This is a genomic window from Pseudomonas kairouanensis, assembly GCF_004682055.1.
GTDB lineage: Bacteria > Pseudomonadota > Gammaproteobacteria > Pseudomonadales > Pseudomonadaceae > Aquipseudomonas > Aquipseudomonas kairouanensis.
The window spans coordinates 110,656-131,363 of sequence record NZ_QUZU01000005.1; the positions used below are offsets into that span (position 1 = coordinate 110,656).

Consider the following 20,708-nt stretch of genomic DNA (forward strand, 5'->3'; position numbering starts at 1 on the left):
AAGGGCCGGCCCAGCTTGCATCAATCCTCCATGGGCAATTCGATCACAAACCGCACCCACCCCAGCCCAGACTCACAAAAAATCTTCCCCCCGTGCGCACGCACAATCGACTGGGTAATCGCCAGTCCCAGCCCCGCATGCTCACTGCTGCCCTCGTGGCGCGCCGGATCAGCCCGGTAGAAACGGTCAAACAACCTCGGTATCAGCTGCGCTGGAATACCTTCGCCGCTGTTCTCGATGCTCAGCCTTGCACCGTCTTCAATCTGTACACGCACCTCACCACCGGCTGGGGTAAACCGCAGCGCGTTATCCAGCAAGTTCGACAGCGCTCGACGCAACATGCCGCGATCCCCATCGATGTGAGCATTGCCTTCGCGAATCAGGCTGACCTGAGCGTCCTCTGCCAACAATGCAAAAAACTCCAGCAATGCATCCACTTCATCGGCCAACGCCAGCGGTTCGCGCGTGGGTGTCAGCAACCCATGGTCGGCCTTGGCCAGGTACAACATGTCGTTGACCAACTGCGCCATCCATTGCAGCTCCTCCAGGTTGCTGTGCAGCGCCTCGCGGTAATCCTCCAGCGGGCGCGGCTGGGTGAGGATCACCTGGGTATGGGTCAGCAGGTTCGACAGTGGCGTGCGCAGTTCATGGGCAATATCCGCGGAAAAGGCCGAGAGGCGTTGGAAGGCGTCGTCCAGGCGACCGAGCATGGCGTTGAACGTTTGGGCCAGTTCCGCCAGTTCCGCCGGCATGTGTTGCTGGGGCAGGCGCTGGGTGAGGGAGTGGGCCGACACGCTGGCAGCCACTTCGGCCATGCGCCGCAAGGGCCGCAAGCCGCTGCGTGCCGCCCAGGCGCCCAGCAGCGCCGTGGCCAACGCCGACAGGCCGACGGTGAGCCAGATCAAGTGCTGCATACGTTGCAGGAAGTGCTGGTGATGGGTGATGTCGAGCATCAGGCTCAGTTGCGGCGAGTCCGGCTGGCCCGCGATCAGTGGCACGTTGTACACACGGTAGTCGGTGCCGGCGTGTTGCAGGCGATGCAGGCCGGGTGAGTCGGGCAACCGCACGCCAGGCGCGCCATCAAACCAGCGCTGGTCGGCGGCGCTGATGCGCAAGGTCAAATCGGGTTGGCGATTGAGTTCGGCGCGCAGTTGCGCTTCCCGTTGTGCAAATAGCTGCGGCGTGTCGACACCCTGCAAGGTACTGCGCAAGGCAATCAGCTTGCCGTCGAGCAGTTGTTGGTCCAGCTCCACAAAGTGCGCTTCGCTGGCCCTGTTGAACAATACGCCTGCCAGCAGCGACACCACGGCAGTGCAGGCGGCAAACAGCAGTGCCAGGCGGCTGGCCAGGGACAGGCGCTGAATCAACTGCATCGCTCCTCCAGTACATAGCCCATGCCGCGGACGGTGTGGATCAGTTTGTTGGGGAAGTTATCATCAACTTTGAGTCGGAGCCGGCGGATGGCGACTTCGATGATGTTGGTGTCGCTGTCGAAGTTCATGTCCCAGACCTGGGAGGCGATCAGGGATTTGGGCAGGACTTCACCCTGGCGACGCAGGAGCAGTTCCAGCAGGGCGAACTCCTTGGCGGTGAGGTCGATACGTTGAGCGTCACGTTCGACGCGGCGGCGGATCAGGTCCAGGCGCAGGTCGGCCAGTTGCAGGGTGGTTTCCTGGGGTGTGCTGCCACCACGGCGCAACAGGCTGCGCACCCGGGCCAGTAATTCGGAGAATGCAAAGGGTTTGACCAGGTAGTCGTCTGCGCCCAGTTCCAGGCCATGCACGCGGTCTTCCACCGCATCGCGCGCAGTGAGAAATAACACCGGAACCTCCAGCCCAGCGTTGCGCACGGCTTGCAGGATCTGCCAGCCATTGCGGCCCGGCAGCATTACATCGAGGATCAGCAGGTCATAGTCGCCGGTCAGGGCCAGGTGTTGGCCGGTGGTGCCATCGGCTACCAGTTCAGTGGTAAAACCTGCTTCGGCCAAGCCCTGGCGCAGGTAGTGGCCGGTTTTCGGTTGGTCTTCGACGATCAGCAGTTTCATGGACGACTCTGGGTAATGGGGTGCGACGGGCTTTATACCGTGGGCTCCGAGGGGAGGGCGCAACCTGACAAAGTTGTAATCTAGCAGTCAGCTGACTGGCAGCGGCGTCATCTTAGAGTGCCCGCCAGGCTGGTCACATAGTTTTGGAGAAGAGCGATGGCGTTGCGTACCCCCCTGTTGTTGGCCGGTTGCCTGTTGGCGTTGAGTTTTGAGGCTGTGGCGGATGCCGCCCATACCTATGGGTTCGGCCATGCCGCAACGGCGAGCCAGGCGACACGCACGGTGGAGGTGACACTGCAGGATATTTCCTTTTCGCCCACGTCTTTGGACGTAAAAGCCGGTGAGACCGTGCGCTTTGTGCTGATCAACAAGGGGCGGTTGCTCCACGAATTCAACCTCGGCGATGCGGCGATGCATGCCGAGCACCAGAAGGAAATGCTGCAGATGCAGGCCAGCGGTATGTTGACCTCCACCGGCATGGGCAAGATGGACCACAGCGCAATGGGCCATGGTGCGATGAAGCATGATGATCCCAACAGCGTGTTGGTCGAGCCCGGAAAAACCGCCGAGCTGACCTGGACCTTCACCAAAGCCACTGGGCTCGAATTCGCCTGCAACCTGCCCGGGCACTACCAGGCGGGCATGGTCGGCAAGCTGAACGTCGAGTAGGCCGTAAAGGTGGGGGCAAAGGCTGGTAGACTGGCGCGGTTAATTTAGCCAGGTTTCCGCCATGCATCCCGCAGCCGAACATTCGCCGCTGGGCAAGTCCAGTGAATACATCTCCACCTATACACCTTCGTTGCTGTTCCCGATTCCGCGGGCCGCCAAATGGGCCGAACTGGGATTGAGCGCACAAACCCTGCCGTACAAGGGCGTGGACTTCTGGAACTGCTTTGAATTGTCCTGGCTGCTGCCGTCGGGCAAGCCGGTGGTGGCCATTGGTGAATTCAGTATCCCGGCGGACTCGCCGAATATCATCGAGTCCAAGTCCTTCAAGCTGTACCTCAACTCGCTGAACCAGACCGCATTTGCTGATTCGGCCAGCCTTGAAGCAACCCTGCGTACCGACCTCAGCGCCGCCGCCGGCAAGCCTGTGAGCGTGCGTATCCGTAGCCTGGCCGAGATCGAGGCTGAGGGCGTTATGGCGTTGCCGGGTGTGTGCATCGACGGCCTGGATATCAGCGTCAGCAACTACGAGCACCCGCGCCCGGAGCTGCTGCGCTGTGATGACTCGCGTGTGGTCGAAGAGAGCGTGCACAGCCATCTGCTCAAATCCAACTGCCCGGTCACCAGTCAGCCGGATTGGGGCAGTGTGGTGGTGGAATACCGTGGTTCGGCGCTGGACCACGCGAGCCTGTTGGAATATATCGTGAGCTTTCGCCAGCACTCCGACTTCCACGAGCAGTGCGTGGAGCGCATCTTTCTGGACCTGCAGCGCTTGCTCAAGCCAGAGAAATTGACCGTGTATGCGCGCTATGTGCGCCGTGGCGGGCTGGATATCAACCCGTATCGCAGCACTGAAGATGTCGGGTTCCAAAACGTGCGTCTGGCCCGCCAGTAGCCTTCACGCAAGACCAAATGTGGGAGCGGGCTTGCTCGCGAATACGGCCTGTCAGTATCAGCTGTGCTGACTGATACACCGCTTTCGCGAGCAAGCCCGCTCCCACATTTTGCTTTTGTACTTGGCTTAGATTGGAATCAAATCCCGATATTGCCCAAGGTGATCATGATATTGCGCAAGGTCCCGGAAATAACCGGGTGTTCAGCGTCGAACTCTATGGCGGCTTGATTCACATCATCGGAAATACTGGCGGTCTGGGTCGCCGGCTCCAGCTCCAGTTGCAGCTCAAACTTAGCAATCAAGGCTTCCAGTGCTTCACGCTTTTCCAATGACAGCGGCGGTTGCTGCTCAAGTTGCCCGCGCAGAATCTCGACCTGTTCTTCCAGCTTTTTGCGATCAGGCATGGCGTTCTTCCTTTTATCGATAGTCACTGGCATAGACCGCGGCACGCCGTGAAAGGTCTACGGGCTGACCTGTAGATTAATCCACCTGCGGCGACTGTGCATGATCTCGATCAGGGCTTCTCGCCTTTAAGCTGGCGCAAGCTGATGTCGGCCAGGCAAGTACCGAGCTCGCCGAGATGGTCGATGACCGAATGCACCCCCAGCCCGTACAGCGCTACGGTCGCCTTGCCGCGCATGTGTTCACGCTCCCGATCGCTGAGCGCTTGCCATTGATCCGGTGCCAGGCCGCACAGGGATCCGCAAGACGCCAACCCAATAGTCCACAACCCGGCATTGAGTCCCGATTGCAGCAAGCGTGGCTCACCACTGACCAGCACGCAGCCTTCCAAACGTTCGATGTTCAACGCCATCAAGGCTTGCCAGCAGGCATGGGGCGCGGGCCAGCGAATGGAGGAGGGCGGCGTCGCCTTGAGCCAGCGGGGTAACACAGCGGCCAGGGGCGTGGTGACAGCGGGCGGGAGTTCATCCAGCCAGGCGCAGGGAACGCCTTGCTCCTTCAAGCTGCGCAGGATTTTCAGGGCGCCAGGCGTGGCCTGGGAGTCGGCGCAGGGCGAATCGGTACGCGCCTGGGAACCGAAGTCCACCAGGCAGCCACTCAGGCCAAACAAAACGGCAGTCAGGGCAGGCGCGCTGGCGATGGCAATTTCGGCGTGGGGCATATCGACATCCCTGAAATAGCTGAGACGCTACCGAGCGAGGATGACAAGCCGATGACATGGGCGTTAATTGTGGGATTTTAGTCAATTTGTCTTAGGACTATTCCCTGTTGCTGCCTAAATGCACACTTCCGTCATATACTCACGGCCTTATTCAGGGCATAGCGCCCATGACAGACCATTCAAGGAGCAAAAGCTATGCGCTGGAGCCACTACTTCGCTCAGCTGTCAGTGTGTGCCACTGTCCTGCTGGCCCCGTTCGCCGTACAAGCTGCGTCGGAAGATGATCCCTGGGAAAGCGTCAACCGCCCGATCTTCACCTTCAACGACACCGTTGATACCTATGCCCTCAAGCCACTGGCCCAGGGTTATGAGTGGATCACGCCACAATTCGTTGAAGACGGTATCCATAATTTCTTCCGCAATATCGGTGACGTTGGCAACCTGGCCAACAACGTATTGCAACTCAAACCCCATAATGCCGGCGTCGATACCGCCCGCCTGTTGGTCAACACGACCTTTGGCGTGCTGGGCTTTATCGATGTGGGCACCAAAATGGGGCTGCAGCGCAGTGATGAAGACTTCGGTCAGACCCTGGGCTACTGGGGTGTGGGCAGTGGTCCTTACGTCATGCTGCCGCTGCTGGGCCCTAGCACTTTGCGCGATGCGCCGTCCAAATACGTGGACAGCTACACCCAGCCGTACCGCTACATGGACGATGTCTCCCTGCGTAACAGCGTAATGGGCCTGGGCATCGTCGATACCCGTGCCAGCCTGCTCGACAGCGAGAAGCTGATCACCGGCGACAAGTACACCTTTATTCGCAATGCTTACCTTCAGAACCGCGAGTTCAAGGTCAAGGACGGCAAGGTTGTCGACGATTTTTAAATCGTGATGTTTTGAAATAAAAAAGGCGACCCGAGGGTCGCCTTTTTTGTGCGCTGGTTTCAGTGCATCTTCAAGATCCTGAGGCCCAAATGCTGGCCGTCGTCTGCCCCCTTGACCCACACCACCTCGGTGTCCGCTTCCAGCCCTTTGAGGGCGGCGTGCTCGGAATCGATGCGCACGGTGAGGCGATCGCCTACCTGGAACTGGCGCGGCGCCTGCACCTGCATGCCCGAGCTGGAAAGGTCCAGGCAAACGCCGGCAATCTCTTGCCCGGCGTGGATCAGGGACACGTCGGCATCCACGCGCATACGGATGAAATCGCGCTTTTCGGCGTAGTCGCGCTCGTGTTCGCTCATGGGTTCCATCCTTACTTTGTGTTGTGGTCGTGGCTGTTCTTATAACTCCCGGTGATTTGCGGTGTAAAGACGCCCAGCGACCATCGGCATGAGCTTGAAACCCCTGGCGGATGGGAGTACCGTCTGCGCCTTAGAAGGGCACCTCTGCTTTACCGTTGTGCGTGGGCCAAAAGCCCGTGTTTTGTAGGACAGAGAGGCTAGAAAGCGAATCCAGTACGTGACCCGGCCATTGCCTGGCCACTTACGCCAACCTAATTCTGGCGCCGTTTGCCCACATGCAAAAAACCAGTGCCACGCTGCTGATAATCGATGACGACGAAGTAGTGCGCGCGAGCCTCGCGGCCTATTTGGAAGACAGTGGCTTCAGCGTCCTGCAGGCCAGTAATGGCCAACAGGGTCTCCAGGTATTCGAGCGCGACAAGCCCGACCTCGTGATCTGCGATCTGCGCATGCCCCAGATGGGCGGCCTGGAGCTGATTCGCCAGGTGACCGAGCTTGCCCCGCAGACGCCAGTCATTGTCGTGTCAGGTGCCGGGGTGATGAACGATGCCGTCGAGGCCTTGCGCCTGGGCGCTGCCGACTACCTGATCAAGCCCCTGGAAGACCTGGCGGTGCTGGAGCACTCGGTACGCCGTGCCCTGGATCGTGCACGACTGTTGCTGGAAAACCAGCGTTACCGCGAAAAGCTCGAAACCGCCAACCGCGAACTCGAAGCCAGCCTGAACCTGCTCCAGGAAGACCAGAATGCCGGTCGCCAGGTGCAGATGAACATGCTGCCGGTCAGCCCTTGGACCATCGACGAGTTCCAGTTCGCTCACCAGATCATCCCGTCGTTGTACCTGTCGGGTGATTTCGTTGACTATTTCCGCGTTGATGAGCGGCGTGTGGCGTTCTACCTGGCCGACGTTTCCGGCCATGGCGCGTCCTCGGCGTTTGTCACGGTGTTGTTGAAATTCATGACGACCCGGCTGTTGTTCGAGTCCAAACGCAATGGCACCTTGCCGGAATTCACCCCCTCCGAGGTGCTGGGCCACATCAACCGGGGCCTGATCAGTTGCAAGCTGGGCAAGCATGTGACGATGGTCGGCGGCGTGATCGATGAAGAAACCGGTCTTTTGACCTACAGCATTGGCGGTCACCTGCCGATGCCTGTTTTATACACTCCCGACAGTGTGCGTTACCTGGAAGGGCGTGGTTTGCCCGTAGGCTTGTTCAATGAAGCGACCTACGAAGACCACATCCTGGAGCTGCCACCGACGTTCAGCCTTACGCTGATGTCCGACGGCATCCTGGACCTGCTTCCAGAGCCTACACTCAAGGAGAAAGAAGCCGCCTTGCCCCAAAAGGTCAAGGCAGCGGGCGGCAGCCTGGATGGCCTGCGGCAAGTGTTTGGATTGGCCACGCTGGGGGAGATGCCGGATGATATCGCCCTACTGGTGTTGAGCAGGAATCTTTGATGAGTACCGGAAGAATCCAATTCGCCGAGCAGGACGGGACCTTTGTCCTGAAATTTGTCGGTGAAGTGCGCCTGACCTTGTGTTCGGCGCTGGATGCGACGATTGAGCGGATTTTCACAGCGTTGAATTTCTCGGCGATCGTGATCGATCTGACCGAAACCCGCAGCATCGATAGCACCACCCTTGGGCTGTTGGCCAAGTTGTCCATTCTGTCTCGGCAGAAGGTCGGCCTGTTGCCGACGGTCGTCACCACCCACGAAGACATCACCCGTCTGCTGCAGTCCATGGGTTTTGACCAGGTGTTCAACATTGTTGATCGCCCGATACCCTGCCCGGAATGCCTGACCGATCTGCCATCCCAGGACCAGTCCGAGGAAGTCGTACGGATCAAGGTGCTGGAAGCGCACAAGATCCTGATGGGCTTGAACGAGTCCAACCGTGAAGCCTTCCACGACTTGGTCAACGCGCTAGAGCGCCACTGATCTGGACTTGAAACACAATCTGAATGTGAGAGCGGACTTGCTCGCGAAAGCGGTGTGTCAGTAGTGAATTCATAACTGACCACTGCATTCGCGAGCAAGCTCGCTCCCACAGTTGAGCAGTGATCGGCATGAGACAGCAAAAAAAGGGCGGTACCCTCACAGGTACCGCCCTTTTTTTGCTGCTGCCGGCTTTACAGCTTGGCAGTCAGCAACGCCTCCAGCTTCTCCTGGTCCCGCGCAAACTGACGAATACCCTCTGCCAGCTTCTCGGTCGCCATCGCATCTTCGTTGGACTCCCAACGGAACTGCGCTTCGGTCAGATGCACACGCGCCTCACCTGCATGGCCCGGCGACAGCTTGCGCTCCAGCTTGCCATTGTCGGCAGCCAGTTTCTCCAGCAGGTCCGGACTGATGGTCAGGCGATCGCAGCCGGCCAGTTCTTCGATCTGGCTCAGGTTGCGGAAGCTTGCGCCCATGACCACAGTCTTGTAGCCATTGGCCTTGTAGTAATTGTAGATGCGCGTCACCGACTGCACGCCCGGATCATCGGAGCCGGTGTAGTCGTTGCCGTTGGCTTTCTTGTACCAGTCGTAGATGCGACCTACGAACGGCGAAATCAGGAATACGCCCGCTTCTGCGCACGCCACGGCCTGGGCGAAGGAGAACAGCAGTGTCAGGTTGGTCTGGATGCCTTCTTTTTCCAGCTTCTCGGCGGCACGAATGCCTTCCCAGGTCGACGCGATCTTGATCAGCACACGATCCCGGCCAATACCGGCCTTTTCGTACAGATCGATCAGGCGATGCGCACGCTTGAGTACGGCGTCAGTGTCGAACGACAGGCGCGCATCCACTTCGGTGGAAATGCGGCCAGGTACCACCTTCAGGATTTCTTGACCCACTGCCACAGCAAAGCGATCGCTGGCCAGACCGACGTCACCGTTACAGTCCTGCACGCACTCATCCAGCAGCTTGGCATACGCCGGGATCGACGCGGCCTTGAGCAGCAGGGAAGGGTTGGTGGTGGCGTCTTGCGGTTTGACACGAGCGATAGCTTCAAAATCGCCGGTATCGGCTACGACGGTGGTGAACTGCTTGAGTTGTTCCAGCTTGGAAGTCATGGGCGTGCTCTGTCCTATGGGTCTGGTGACATTACCCGAGCGCAGACAGCCGCTCAAGGGCGCAAATGCGTTCAGCGGCCCGTCGCAGCAACAACCTGAGAACGATCGTTTGAATGACGGGCCTGACTGTTAAATAGGAGGGCAAAACGTCCCGCAGGTTCAAATCGAAGGCGTATTCAACGACCTTCCAGCAACGCGCCGGCCTGATCCAGCAGCGCCAACGGGTCGGCTGCCTTATGGATATCCACCGACAGCAACTGCCGAAACTTGCGCGCACCGGGGAAGCCTGTGCCCAGGCCCAGGATGTGCCGAGTGATATGGTGCATCGAACCACCCGTTGCCAAATGTTCGGCGATATAAGGACGCAACTGCACCAGCACCTCGGCACGCGTGATCACCGGCTGTTCGCAGCCAAACAACTGTTGATCCACCTGCGCCAGCAAATACGGGTTGTGATAAGCCTCGCGACCCAACATCACCCCATCAAATGTCTGCAAATGGACGTGGCATTCTTCCAGCGTTTTGATACCGCCGTTGAGAACGATCTCCAACTCAGGAAAATCACGCTTCAACTGCGCAGCCACGTCATAGCGCAAGGGTGGAATGTCCCGGTTTTCCTTCGGCGACAACCCCTCAAGGATCGCAATGCGTGCATGCACGGTAAAGCTGGTGCAGCCCGCGTCCTTTACTTGACCGACGAAATCACACAACTCGTCATAACTGTCTCGGCCATTGATCCCGATGCGGTGCTTGACGGTGACAGGAATCGACACCGTATCCCGCATCGCTTTCACACAATCGGCCACCAAGGCCGGATGGGCCATCAGGATCGCCCCGATCATATTGTTCTGCACGCGGTCGCTGGGGCAGCCGACGTTCAAGTTCACCTCGTCATAACCCGCCGCCTCAGCCATGCGTGCGCAAGCTGCCAGATCCGCCGGAACACTGCCGCCCAGCTGCAGCGCCAGCGGGTGCTCGGCTTCATTGTGGCGCAGAAAGCGGTCGTGATCGCCGTGCAGGATCGCGCCAGTGGTGACCATCTCGGTGTAGAGCAGGGTGTGCTTGGAGAGCAAGCGTAGGAAGTAGCGGCAGTGGCGGTCGGTCCAATCCATCATGGGTGCTACAGAAAATTTACGATTCATAAAGCCTTGTATTTAAAGCCCTTAAGCAGGTTATTGTGCTATCGTTCGTGTACATTTCAGGGGCCAAAATAACGGTTTGGGTACACCTGGAGTACACGCCGTGTGCATCAAAGGTATGCATCGGGTATGGATAAATGAACACTGAGTGAACACGACCATGGCTTCAATCCAAAAGCTTCCAAGCGGCAACTGGCGTGTGCTGATTCGATCAAAGGGTCACAAGGCGATCAGTGAAACGTTCACGACAGAGAAGCTTGCAAAGGCGTTTGCAAAGGAAAAAGCACGTCAGCTTGAAGAGATCAAAGCCACCGGCAGGGCCGCTGCTCCCAAGGGTTCAACTGTCGCGCATTATATCGATGACTACCTCGATTACATACAGCAGGGCCGTACCCTTCAGCGGAGCGCACTGTTCATCTACAAAGCTCTGAAGAAACGCCTGGGCAAGATCGGCATCGAACGGCTTTCGAAGAGTCACCTGGAGTCGTTTATTGATGCCAGGAAAAAAGAGGGCGTCCAGGGTCAAACAATTGCTGGTGATCTCTCATTGCTGTCATCTGTGCTTCGCTATTGCTATGACACCAAGCACCTTGATATTGACCCAGATCTGGCCGACAAGGCGCGTAAGGGGCTGAAGACAAGTCACAAAATGAGAATCAAAAGTCGCGAAGTGGAGTGTGTACCAACACAGCAGGAGATCGACGCTATCACTGCTGTCTTTGCTACAAAAACCCGTCAGCAGATCGACATGCCGCAGGTGATCCGATTCAGTCTCTACACATCTATGCGACAAGCAGAGATCTGCAGAATCAGAATTGAAGACTTGGACAGGGAGAATAAGACAGTCATTATTCGTGACCGAAAGCATCCTGACTTAAAGGAAGGTAACGATGAGACTGTTCCACTGCTGCCTTCAGCCTGGGAACTTGTAGAGAGCTTTATCGGGGGGCGGAAATCGGGCTGCATTTTTCCCTACAATCCGAAGTCCGTTTGTACTGCGTTCACACGCGCACGGGCGGAAGCTGGAGTGTCTCGACCAGTTCGCTTTCACGATCTTCGGCACAAAGCGATCACTGACTTTTTCGGCATTGGCCTGAACGTTCCCCAAGTCGCGCTGATGAGCGGCCACCGTGATTGGCAGACTTTGAAACGATACACACACGTCAAAGCGACTGATGTCCACACTGCTTACAACGCGCTGAACATCAAGCAACAGGACGCTAAAAATATCAACGGACAACTCGCCCTGATTTTGCAGCAACTTGGTGAACTCAAAAGCGCCTAGGCATGAAAAAAGGGGCCAGTTGGCCCCTTCATTTTAAATGCAGCGTCTAATGAACTCGTCCGAATCGGATTCCATCAGACTGCCGATGAATTCCATCACAGCGTTTTTTGGATACAAGTAAGCAGAGCCAAAGCGGATAGGTTTCGGCCCCTTGCCGTGCTTTCTCCAGTACGCCAAAGTATCAAGGTTGACCTTAGCGAGTTCACTGATATCTTCGGCGGTGTAGCAGTTGATCTCGTGAGCAATCTTACTTCTGATGTCGCTCATGTCAGATCGCTCCTCCGTGAGTGAAAACGAAGCCCTTGAGCCTGAACATCGGGAGCGTGCTTACTCCGTCCGCAGAATAAAAGAAGCTACTCCCTAAATATGCGTAAGCCGGGCCATGGCTATTTCCTCTCCAGTAGTCGAGTGTAGACTTGCTCACGTTATATAGGTGGGCTACGTCATCTTCAGTAAGAAAACCCACTTCCTGCGCGATTCCTTTTTGCATTTTTCTGTCCCGAAAGCACCCGTCATCATGACCGTCAGTGCTCCCTGAGCTCTCAAAAAAAACGGTGTCGTACCGTTGCTTTGTCAATATATGGAATATGTTTTTCCAGATGCCGTCAAGGCGCAGGGCAAATTTTTTAAACAGTCTACGTAGGGCATACCGTTAGCTAGAGTATGCTAAAAATATACTTTGGTAGTCTTAACCAAAAGGCCACTTGTATAAAAAAACGCCGGAGATTGGCCGTGCAGCTTATGGGTATGCCCAGAAGAAACGGAAAGTAAACTTCGAGATGCTACTTCTTATGTTATATCCTTTGATGTGTGTATGGCTTGTTGTCAAGATACTAAACAAGAGATTCCGTTCTGTGCATGGGATCCATTAGTTCCGGAGATTTGTTTAATTCTTGCTAGGACTATATGGCCTTCAATTTCAACTGATTCCCTAAGCTGTCGCATGTGGGCTTTTGTGGCTTTTGCAATATTATCTTGAGCAGGTTCGGTGATTTTTATTGCTGTTGAGCGATTGCCATAACTCAATGAACTTGTCCCTTGAGAGGCCGTGCTCAGGTTGGAAAAGTGTGTTCGAGCTTTTGCGACTGCTCTGTTACAAGTCCATGCCTTGGGGGGAAACGGAGCGATCATCAACTAATGTGACGTCCTCCTGCGCGCAATAATTGCCAGCGGGCCGTCTCCGCCACGGGCGCAGTCCGTAGCCAATAAGTTACCAGGGCGAATAGGGCGTGGAATCCGGTGTGACCTGCACATACCATTTAGGCACTTTTAACTCCGTCGCGACAATGCTTGATGATGTGCTCACGCGCCCCCCGGTGCGACCTCTTCAATCTGAGGATTATCCGGGCTTCCACTAAGCTCTCTTCAGAGTATGCCGACCGGGGCATCTGCATGGCTCCGATGACATGGATTACTCGATTGGGTGATCCAGCTGCTTGACCAAAAGGGCGGGACGCTGCGCCCAGGATGTCTTCTGGATGCTTACTAAGGCTGGGTTTTGCCTGTGCAATATAGAGCGAGATCGAGGGTGATCAAAAAAATATTTTCGTTACCCCCCTTGAAATCATTTTTCAAAACCGGAGATGTTATATTTGAGGACAAAAGAAAAGCAGCGATCCCGACAGCCTCGCTTTTTTGGTTTTTCCACGAGCTTTTAAGGCAATCGACTCGATTGCTTTGCTGTTGCTTTGGTTTTTAGGCTGTTTTCCCTGTCTACTTTTAAATGATGGCTGTTGCACAGCTTAACCTGCGGTGTTGGATATAGGCCCGTAGGGCAGTGAGATGTCGCCTCTTTGCGCCGTAAGGCGCTGCTATTTTTTGATTTCAAAAAGAAGCAAAAAAGCCAGAAATTGTGAGGGATAGCTCCGTCTGAGAATCTTAGGAGGTCTAACATCCGCTGGCACAGCAGGGGAGGTATTTGATTGGTCATCAGTGCTAAGTGCCTCAACCCACATCACTTCCGGACTCCCTTCCTACTGCTATCTATCAGCTAACAAGGCTCGCCCCGCTCTCGGGTATCAACCTGCGTCAGCCCCATCGCGACCTCAGTCGCTGAAGTGCAATTCTGTCTGCCGGGAAGGACTGAATGCCGCTTTCCTAAGGAGGAGTTTTGTGATCCTCCTGGGCACTCTTGTAACGGCTTTGAAATCAATCGCGAGATCTTTGAGCATATCCTTTGATCAGGCTGTAGAAATTGTCACAGACGCTCCCCAATACGACTGGGAGCTCTTCTGTGATCTCGCCTACGACGATGGGCACTGGCCCAGAATCGTTCGTAATTTTCCTACTGACGCAACAATGCTTTCTCAGACTAGCGAGGGTGAAGAGCTGCCCCCACCATGCGTTGCTCGACGCCAGGATTATCGCAGGCATGTTTGCGCCTGTGTGCGGAGGCAGCGGATTATCTTAATCAGATGAATTGATCAGCAATCTGGATTGGCCTGTCGAGCGGAGCAAGTTACGAAATGCAACGCACGCACGTCGAGGCGAATCGCGGAGTTGATCAGTGTTGACAAATGGAAGGCTATTTCCGCTATCAGGACTGATATTCATTCCTTTGGTGGTTGGTGCCACAACCGGCGCAACGTCGATTCCGGCAGCCCTAGCTGTCTCGCTGCCTCACTCTGGCTAAGCCCTTTCGTCTTAAGCTCCTGCACGGCCAACCATTTCCTCTGAGCCTCCAACTCTCGAGGCGGATTGATGGCTTTCGGTTCGGTTGGAAGCGGTCTATCTGCCAGCCCTAGCGCCTCAGCCTCAGCTAGCGACGCCAGAAGAACTTCGCGCATTGAGCGTTTTTCATGGGATGCAACAGTGAGTGCCAGCAGTGTGATCGGTTCTACGTTCAGCGCTAAGGCGAGACGTGCACTCATATCGACGGTCGCTGAGCTCCTTCCTTGCTCTAGCTCGCTGACGTGCGCTTGCGTGACGAAGCCCGAAAGACCTGCCTGAGATAGACCTTTCTGAGTGCGAAGCAGTTGAACTACTGCTGCATAAGATTTGCGCAGCGACATTTCACTATCCCGATAAAAGGAGACGGTATGTCGCATTTGCATGCCGCCACACAAACAGATATATTTGTGGGTGTGGCGGTATTGTGCCTCAGTTGCTAATTATTGGATATTGACAGAGAGGGCTTGGGCGATGGATGGGATCATCGAAGACGGTCTGCTAGGTGATCTTGGTATCCGATTAATGGGCTCCGCACTTTCCCTTGATGAAGCCGTCGCAGTGGCCAGAAAACGCTACAAATGGATGCCCCTATGCGCCGTCGAGGAATGGATCATCCTAGACGCCATCGTCACCGACGCCGAGCGAGCCAAAGTAGCCGCCGCAGGCTGCCAACCAATGTTTATGTTTGCCCACAAAGTTGTTGACGATGAGCAGAGGCGTTTCGAGCCAGGCCATTGGGTGAGGTCGAGTATGGGGACTGCGTTCAACGACGGTTTTCTGTTCGAAACTCGGAATTCCGTCTACGTCTTGCTCGGGCCAGGCCATCGTAAGTCTGCTTCTATCGAAGCGATATTTTCCCTTTTCTGATTACCCACCGGTTCTGCTGGGCAACTGACCTGCTCAAGCAGCTTGAGGCGACACATGTTCAGAACCTTAGACAACGACCTGATAGGCGTCCCAGGAATGTTCGGGGAGGGCGTGTCCCATTGGCGTGGAGTTTCAAGGCTGCTTCGAACACCTTGGTATCACTTAACCCTTAGCGTCGAAAACGAGGGTCGGCTCAGCGAGTGCGCGGTGATGATTGACGACACCCACCAGCTTCAAAAAATGTTGGTAAGCCAAGGTGCGGATTTAGCTATCACCGAGATTATGGCTGTGACGCCATCTTGGATGAATAAGTCCGGGGGCTGGCAGATGGAGCGGTTAACCAGAGTAACCGTAGGTGAGGACAGGTCTGGTTCTGAGGTTTGCTTGCTGGAAGTGGCTAAGGGGGCGGTGTATCACACCTCACACCAGCGAGACTTCAAGATTGAAGCGCTGGCTAACCTGAGGCCCGTCTTTCTCTCAAGCATGATTCGATCAGCCTGAAATTTACCAGTAATCCCCCACGATACCAGCGCTCCTGGTTGCGTGTGCAATTCTTGATAACTCCCTACAGATCGCAACCGGAGCGCAGTGATGCTCGACACGATAGATGTAAATTTTCACGGAAAGCGCCATACAGATTTCGATCTCAAACGAATCATTAAAGCCCAGGAGCAAGGCTTTGATGTGCCGGTGACCGCTTACCTTTGCGGTGTTTCCATCAGGTCGCGCGCAGGAATCGGTGTTGTTTTTGGCCACAAGCGTAAAGACCAGTATGGGCGGTTTGGCGATGGCCACCTGATCAGGACTTCTGACGTGTTGAAAGTCGAGCGTGAAGGGCGATTTTGGGTGATGACAACCGTGAATTCGCGTTATGTACTAGCAACGTTCCAGCGGGATAATGGACGTGCGAGCCTCCGCCAATACCTACGGCTGTCTAGTGGTCAGCATCATCTATCCCCGCACCTGCTGCAATAAGGCGTGCCTCCTAACGGGTACATTCGACCAGGTGTTGTTTGGTTCGGCGAGATGCTGCCCGAAGGTGCATGGAGCGCAGGCCTCACAGCCGCAAAGGAATGCGATGTCTTCCTCTCGATAGGGACGTCCGGGATTGTGTACCCGGTTGCAGAACTTCCGCTACGTGCTTTGGGTAGCGGGGCGACTGTCGTTCATATCAATCCAGTGTGCTTCGATATCAGCAGCCAGGAGCACTTTCTACAAGGCCCGGCCTCAGTCATGGTGCAGAGCCAGTTCGACGAAGCGTTCGTGCTGATTGAGGCTTGACAGCCAGAAGAAATCCCGTCTTTCTCAGCCACTTTGCAGCCCCATCAACAAAATCGCGCGCCCCCTCGTCGCTAGTGCTTGAAATTCTCGGCAGACATTTTGTCGTAATCGACCAAGACTTCGACCTGTTCTTCTACTGGATAAGCTGAGAAGCATCATCCTTGATGTTCATAAATATCAATGTCTTGCATTAATCTCTATTGACGTTTATGACGCTCCTGATGGCTCAAAGGCGACTCCTTATCGCGCCGTTGGTACTCAGTGGTCGGTGGAGGGGTTGGCGTTTTCTGCTCGCTACTTTGTGGCTTTTTCTCATCCGTCATGCGATCAACTCCCTGACAATGGTAAGTACGGCGAGTACGGCAAATGCACCAGCGCCTATAGTGATTTCTTGGTAGGCCAAACCTAGAGGTTTTGACTTCTCGTCGATAGCCGCTTTGAGGATCTCAAGCGTGTCGACATAACAGTTATAGATATGTGTTTTCTGAGCGTCATCATCTACCGCCTTCAAATATTCTGCGGTTTCACGACTTGATGGGAGACTCGGGTAGGCTTTAATGCTAAGTGCACTGAGAGCGTGCCCCCAAGCGCATGCTATAGCGAACGCTGCCACCACAAAAGCAACCAACGCCCCCAAGGCCAGCGGCGTTTGTAGCTGGAAGATAATCCCATTTTTCATTGCCGCTAAGGCGCTAAGTCCTGCAACCAGAACTGACACAGCTGTGAAAAATTTAGCACTCTTATTCTCCACCTGATCGAAGCGAGATTGCTCCTCTTTGAACCTATCTTTCAGGTACGAAATCGTTTCATTCATCGAAGAGTAATTCCCATGCTGAGCGGCCCATAGGCACAATCACCCTCGAACCTAATCGCGGTATAGTAGCGATATGAAAGCATCGACAGAAAGGAATTTGTTATGAGCGCTGATCAGTACCGTACGCAAGTTGCCAATATTCAAAAAAGCATTGCCAAGCTGCAGGGCGACAAGGCCAAGAAGGTCGATGCCGCTGCGAAAGCCGGCAAGAAAAGTCATGATGCCTTGGCAGCAGCAGCGCGTACATCCTCGTCGTCGGCTGCGGCGTCTAAACGACGGGAGGCGATTCGATACTCCGACGAGCAGGCAAAAGCTGAAACTGAAGTCGGCAAAATCGAACATAAAATTGCTGCTGAGCACATAAAGCTCGTTACCGCACAAAAGCGCCTGGAGGATGAGCTGAGCAAGGAGCGCAAAAAGCAAGATGCTGTCCACGCTAGGAGAGTTACGGAAGAAAAGAAACTAATGGTCGAGCAGAAGCGAGTCACGCTTAAGCAAGAGCGCACGCTTCGCGACATTACCCAAGGCCTTTCAAGGCACGAACATTTACACCGCCAAACCGCTCTAGAGATTGAGCGCTTAAAGAGCCTCCCAGAGAAAATCACCGTCGTTTTCTTCGCAGCTGATCCAGGCAGCACCTCCACCACGAAGCTTGCTCTGGATGAAGAAGCACGCCTAATAGGGGAGCGGATACGTGCATCGGAACACAGAAACGTAGTGGTATTTCATACTAGGTGGGCTGTACGACCGCGAGACGTGCTTCAAGCCATTAACGAGCTACAGCCGACCGTTGTTCATTTCAGTGGGCACGGAACAAGCGCTGACATGCTCGTATTACAGGATGATCAAGGTGAGGAAAAGCACGTCACCAAAGAGGCTATCGTCAGTGCTATGGCTCTTGGTGCGGAGAGTGTCAAATTGGTATTCTTCAATACTTGTTTCTCGTTCAATCAAGCCCAAGGCTGCCTGCAGCACGTGCCCGCGACCATCGGAATGAACAGAGATGTCGGGGATTTACCTGCACGAATTTTCTCTGCGCAGTTTTACTCTGCAATCGGCTTTGGACTTTCCATCACCAAGGCGTTCGAGCAAGCCAAAGCTTTGATTGCAATGGAGACGCCTGGTGAGGAATCGATACCAGAACTATACGTCCAAGAAGGTTTGACTGAAGAAATGTTGACGCTCGTCAGGCCACCTTCACTTTGAGCACTGGCCCAGCTGTTCTTCAATCCTGCATCCGACGCAGCCCCGTAAATCACCTTAGATGCCTCACAGCCACATCTTGCAATCATTATGATGGCTAAATAACGGCAAAAAGCCAGTTAGTGCCTACGCTCAGGAATTCCTCCGTGAGATGAGCGCACCATGACTAAGATTGAGGCTGGGCCGGCAGTAGCTGATGATTTCGAGACATGGCTGAATGCGCGCCCCAAATGGTTGCAGACCGCAGCTCGAATGATCATCGACTCGAAGCGGCAACTGAACCAGGACGAGATCAAAACGCTAGCTAGGCTTTGCAAGCTCGAAGCCAAGGATGAAGCTGATCCAGGTTTTTTGACCGTAACCCCCGGCACGTTATCGCAGGTTGCCAATAGACCGTTGCTCCGGATTGAAGAGATCCTGGATGTGCATGGGCTGAATGCCATCAAGGCTGGCGCCAACCTCCCGTTTGGCAAGAGCAATCTCTCGGTGATCTACGGGCAGAACGGAACTGGCAAGAGCGGATTTGCGCGGCTGTTGAAGGAGATCTGCGGATCACGCTCCAAGGACGAGATACGCAGCAACGTTTTCGATGCAACGCCCACGCCCTGCCGTGCTCATTTCAAGGTGTCTATAGACGGTACGCCAGCGGATGTTCACTGGGACGTCCCAAGCGGCCCTCACAAAGCTTTACGGCACGCACAGGTGTTCGATAGCAAGGCCGCGCAGCAGTACATGGGCAGGACTGAGGCATGCTATGAGCCCAGTCGGATGAAGTTTGTATCGGCACTGATCGTCACAGCGGACGCTGTTAGCACAGAGCTTTCAACAGAGAAGGCGCTACTCAGCAAAGCGTTACCTGCCATCCCAGAAACGCTAAGTCACACCGCCGAAGCAAAATGGCTTCAGGGCCTGAAGAGTACGACTACTGCCGCGAGTATTGATAAGGAATGTCTGTACACGGATCTGCTTGATCGGGAGCGCATAGAGAAGGAGGCCCTACTCGCAGAGAAGGACATTGCAGGCCGACCGCTGAGCATTAACAAAGAAAAAACTGCGCTGAAGAGTATTGAAACAGCAATGTCGACACTTCAACAGGGATTGAACGTTGCGACGGCAGGTACGCTACGCACTTCACTTCAACAGGCGTTGTCTGGTCATCAGGAGACGAAACAACGGCGGATGTCGTCATCTGGTGCACTGGGTTTTCCCCAGCGCTCGACCACCTAAACAGCTTGGGCATTGTAGGCCAGGATGGCAAAGTGGCTGTGAACGAAAACCGGAGTGTTGCTTCACCCAATCTGTGGCTGGTGGGTTACGGCGATTGGACGGGGCTCGCCTCTGCGACATTGATCGGAGTAACCCGCACCGCTCGAGATGTAGTCAAGCAAGTGCAAAGCTATCTCATAAGCGAATCCTAGTGGCTCGCAACGCAAATCGAGTGAGCCTACTGTGATGCGACTTCCAGCTGGGGGAAGAGAATAGGCTCCAGTGGCGGAGTTGCCTGGCACAGTCCGAGCCGCCAGTAGCCGACGTCGTGCCATTTCCCAAGCTTGAAGCCAACCTCCGGATATGTACCGATATGGACGAATCCCAGCGACTCGTGCAGACCCACACTGCCTTCATTGGGCTGAGCAATTCCGGCGTAAGCTGCGCGAAATCTCTGTTTTTCAAGTATAGGAAGCAAAGTCTCATAAAGCTTACGGCCAACGCCCTGTCGGCGAGCCGATTCAGCTATGTATACCGTCACGTCCACCGCCCACCTGTAGGCCGGACGTGCGCGGTGCTGGCTGGCATAGGCGTAGCCCTTGATCTCCCCACCTTCTTCGGCCACCAGGTAGGGATATGTCTGAAGCGTTGTAGCTATTCGCTGAGCGACTTCCTCAGCGCTTGGCGGAATCTCTTCGAAGGAGATCGCTGTTTTAGAAACGATGGGGGCGTAAATGCGCTGTATGGCTACAGCATCTGCTACCGCCGCCGTACGGATTTTCAAAGCCATGTATGTCGTCCCTGATTCGAAAGCTGAACATTACCCTTTTTAGATCAGCCTTGGACATGCTCGAGATAGAGAAATGTTACGGGCGCTGCCATTCGCCTAAGTAGGGCAGATGGGGCGTCTGCAACGATTTGGTCGGAACTACGTCCACATACTTGCATTTCTTCTTAGTAGCCTTTAGAGCCGCTTGCCCAGCAATCAACGAGATCAACGTATCAGCCTAGTGAATCAACTCAATAATTTCCCCTCAAACCCATCCCCAACCGGAGAGTGCACATCGAACTACGAGACGCTTTTCGATACCATCATATTGTTTACTGGGTTTGCTCCAGCGCTCGATCATCTGGGCAATCTACGAATCGCTGGTAATGACGCCAAAGTCGTCTTGTATGGAATTCGAAGTGTCGCCTCATTTGATCTGCGAATGGTG

Annotated in this window: 23 protein-coding genes and 2 pseudogenes; 14 read left to right on the forward strand and 11 right to left on the reverse strand. The window is 55.1% G+C overall.

The genetic code is table 11. From position 1 onward, the window contains the following. Positions 1-20 precede the first annotated feature (20 nt). The gene (locus DYL59_RS06425; RefSeq protein WP_135288512.1) at positions 21-1,367 is read right to left on the reverse strand and encodes a heavy metal sensor histidine kinase; all 1,347 of its coding nucleotides are present in this window, start codon (positions 1,365-1,367) and stop codon (positions 21-23) included. Then, positions 1,364-2,044 carry a heavy metal response regulator transcription factor gene (locus DYL59_RS06430; protein WP_135288429.1) on the reverse strand — a complete coding sequence of 227 codons (681 nt, stop codon included), beginning with the start codon at positions 2,042-2,044 and terminating at the stop codon, positions 1,364-1,366. The genes DYL59_RS06425 and DYL59_RS06430 overlap by 4 nt, the downstream gene beginning before the upstream one ends. A 156-nt stretch (positions 2,045-2,200) precedes the next feature. Between DYL59_RS06430 and copI the strand changes: the two genes are divergently transcribed. Together copI and queF are read left to right on the forward strand one after the other, a co-directional pair. Continuing rightward, complete coding sequence (copI, locus tag DYL59_RS06435) at positions 2,201-2,713, forward strand: copper-resistant cuproprotein CopI (protein WP_135288430.1); 513 nt, start codon at positions 2,201-2,203, stop codon at positions 2,711-2,713. A 61-nt stretch (positions 2,714-2,774) separates the two neighbouring features. Further along, entirely contained in the window at positions 2,775-3,605 is an 831-nt protein-coding gene (gene queF / locus DYL59_RS06440) for an NADPH-dependent 7-cyano-7-deazaguanine reductase QueF (RefSeq protein ID WP_135288431.1), read from the forward strand. A 137-nt stretch (positions 3,606-3,742) separates the two neighbouring features. Here queF and DYL59_RS06445 read toward each other — a convergent pair whose 3' ends face one another. After that, positions 3,743-4,009, reverse strand: coding sequence for a DUF4404 family protein (locus DYL59_RS06445; protein ID WP_135288432.1), 267 nt, complete (start codon positions 4,007-4,009; stop codon positions 3,743-3,745). A 110-nt stretch (positions 4,010-4,119) separates the two neighbouring features. Then, on the reverse strand, positions 4,120-4,728 hold the full coding sequence (locus tag DYL59_RS06450; RefSeq protein WP_135288433.1) for an HAD superfamily inactivated hydrolase PcrP: 609 nt from the start codon (positions 4,726-4,728) through the stop codon (positions 4,120-4,122). A gap of 195 nt (positions 4,729-4,923) precedes the next feature. Between DYL59_RS06450 and DYL59_RS06455 the strand changes: the two genes are divergently transcribed. Continuing rightward, positions 4,924-5,613: an MlaA family lipoprotein gene (locus DYL59_RS06455; RefSeq protein ID WP_135288434.1), complete on the forward strand. Its 690-nt coding sequence runs from the start codon at positions 4,924-4,926 to the stop codon at positions 5,611-5,613. A 59-nt stretch (positions 5,614-5,672) separates the two neighbouring features. Here the strand turns inward: DYL59_RS06455 and DYL59_RS06460 are convergent, their stop codons facing one another. Next, positions 5,673-5,969, reverse strand: coding sequence for a PilZ domain-containing protein (locus DYL59_RS06460; RefSeq protein ID WP_135288435.1), 297 nt, complete (start codon positions 5,967-5,969; stop codon positions 5,673-5,675). Positions 5,970-6,244: 275 nt separating this feature from the next. Between DYL59_RS06460 and rssB the strand changes: the two genes are divergently transcribed. Then, the gene (gene rssB, locus DYL59_RS06465) at positions 6,245-7,426 is read left to right on the forward strand and encodes a two-component system response regulator RssB (RefSeq protein ID WP_135288436.1); all 1,182 of its coding nucleotides are present in this window, start codon (positions 6,245-6,247) and stop codon (positions 7,424-7,426) included. Beyond that, positions 7,426-7,908, forward strand: coding sequence for an anti-sigma factor antagonist RssC (rssC, locus tag DYL59_RS06470; RefSeq protein WP_010566476.1), 483 nt, complete (start codon positions 7,426-7,428; stop codon positions 7,906-7,908). Before rssB ends, rssC begins: the two co-directional genes overlap by 1 nt. Positions 7,909-8,099: 191 nt before the next feature. On the opposite strand, the gene tal is transcribed toward rssC, so the two are convergent. Both tal and dusA read right to left on the reverse strand, forming a co-directional pair. Next, on the reverse strand, positions 8,100-9,026 hold the full coding sequence (tal, locus tag DYL59_RS06475) for a transaldolase (RefSeq protein WP_135288437.1): 927 nt from the start codon (positions 9,024-9,026) through the stop codon (positions 8,100-8,102). A gap of 176 nt (positions 9,027-9,202) precedes the next feature. Further along, on the reverse strand, positions 9,203-10,168 hold the full coding sequence (dusA, locus tag DYL59_RS06480; protein ID WP_135288438.1) for a tRNA dihydrouridine(20/20a) synthase DusA: 966 nt from the start codon (positions 10,166-10,168) through the stop codon (positions 9,203-9,205). Positions 10,169-10,313: 145 nt separating this feature from the next. Here dusA and DYL59_RS06485 point away from each other — a divergent pair, with 145 nt between their 5' ends. Next, complete coding sequence (locus tag DYL59_RS06485) at positions 10,314-11,450, forward strand: tyrosine-type recombinase/integrase (protein WP_073637137.1); 1,137 nt, start codon at positions 10,314-10,316, stop codon at positions 11,448-11,450. 33 nt (positions 11,451-11,483) lie between these two features. On the opposite strand, the gene DYL59_RS06490 is transcribed toward DYL59_RS06485, so the two are convergent. Next, positions 11,484-11,717 carry a helix-turn-helix domain-containing protein gene (locus tag DYL59_RS06490; protein WP_073637135.1) on the reverse strand — a complete coding sequence of 78 codons (234 nt, stop codon included), beginning with the start codon at positions 11,715-11,717 and terminating at the stop codon, positions 11,484-11,486. Between the two features lie 1,917 nt (positions 11,718-13,634). On the opposite strand from DYL59_RS06490, the pseudogene DYL59_RS31560 reads away from it, so the two are divergent. Next, a pseudogene (locus tag DYL59_RS31560) lies at positions 13,635-13,860 on the forward strand (hypothetical protein); the annotation flags it as partial. 139 nt (positions 13,861-13,999) lie between these two features. Here DYL59_RS31560 and DYL59_RS06500 read toward each other — a convergent pair. Further along, positions 14,000-14,461, reverse strand: coding sequence for a helix-turn-helix domain-containing protein (locus DYL59_RS06500; RefSeq protein ID WP_073637131.1), 462 nt, complete (start codon positions 14,459-14,461; stop codon positions 14,000-14,002). Positions 14,462-14,591: 130 nt separating this feature from the next. On the opposite strand from DYL59_RS06500, the gene DYL59_RS06505 reads away from it, so the two are divergent. The 4 genes from DYL59_RS06505 to DYL59_RS06520 all read left to right on the forward strand — a co-directional run bounded on the left by DYL59_RS06505 (position 14,592) and on the right by DYL59_RS06520 (position 16,268). Continuing rightward, on the forward strand, positions 14,592-14,987 hold the full coding sequence (locus DYL59_RS06505; RefSeq protein ID WP_135288439.1) for a DUF6957 family protein: 396 nt from the start codon (positions 14,592-14,594) through the stop codon (positions 14,985-14,987). Positions 14,988-15,197: 210 nt separating this feature from the next. Beyond that, positions 15,198-15,488 (forward strand): hypothetical protein, encoded by a 291-nt coding sequence (locus DYL59_RS06510; protein WP_223816899.1) that lies wholly within the window; start codon positions 15,198-15,200, stop codon positions 15,486-15,488. A gap of 90 nt (positions 15,489-15,578) precedes the next feature. Further along, positions 15,579-15,962, forward strand: coding sequence for a hypothetical protein (locus DYL59_RS06515; protein WP_135288440.1), 384 nt, complete (start codon positions 15,579-15,581; stop codon positions 15,960-15,962). A gap of 3 nt (positions 15,963-15,965) precedes the next feature. Further along, the gene (locus DYL59_RS06520; RefSeq protein WP_420359269.1) at positions 15,966-16,268 is read left to right on the forward strand and encodes a Sir2 family NAD-dependent protein deacetylase; all 303 of its coding nucleotides are present in this window, start codon (positions 15,966-15,968) and stop codon (positions 16,266-16,268) included. Between the two features lie 319 nt (positions 16,269-16,587). Here the strand turns inward: DYL59_RS06520 and DYL59_RS06525 are convergent, their stop codons facing one another. After that, positions 16,588-17,082: a hypothetical protein gene (locus tag DYL59_RS06525; RefSeq protein ID WP_135288442.1), complete on the reverse strand. Its 495-nt coding sequence runs from the start codon at positions 17,080-17,082 to the stop codon at positions 16,588-16,590. A 102-nt stretch (positions 17,083-17,184) separates the two neighbouring features. Here DYL59_RS06525 and DYL59_RS06530 point away from each other — a divergent pair, with 102 nt between their 5' ends. The 3 genes and pseudogenes from DYL59_RS06530 to DYL59_RS06540 form a co-directional block, all read left to right on the forward strand. After that, on the forward strand, positions 17,185-18,288 hold the full coding sequence (locus DYL59_RS06530; protein ID WP_135288443.1) for a CHAT domain-containing protein: 1,104 nt from the start codon (positions 17,185-17,187) through the stop codon (positions 18,286-18,288). A gap of 159 nt (positions 18,289-18,447) precedes the next feature. Then, entirely contained in the window at positions 18,448-19,512 is a 1,065-nt protein-coding gene (locus tag DYL59_RS32000) for a hypothetical protein (RefSeq protein ID WP_420359270.1), read from the forward strand. Next, positions 19,410-19,703, forward strand: a pseudogene (locus DYL59_RS06540) (FAD-dependent oxidoreductase); the annotation flags it as partial. The gene DYL59_RS32000 and the pseudogene DYL59_RS06540, both read left to right, overlap by 103 nt. A 26-nt stretch (positions 19,704-19,729) precedes the next feature. Here the strand turns inward: DYL59_RS06540 and DYL59_RS06545 are convergent. Beyond that, positions 19,730-20,281: an arsinothricin resistance N-acetyltransferase ArsN1 family B gene (locus DYL59_RS06545; RefSeq protein WP_135288444.1), complete on the reverse strand. Its 552-nt coding sequence runs from the start codon at positions 20,279-20,281 to the stop codon at positions 19,730-19,732. Between the last annotated feature and the right edge of the window lie 427 nt (positions 20,282-20,708).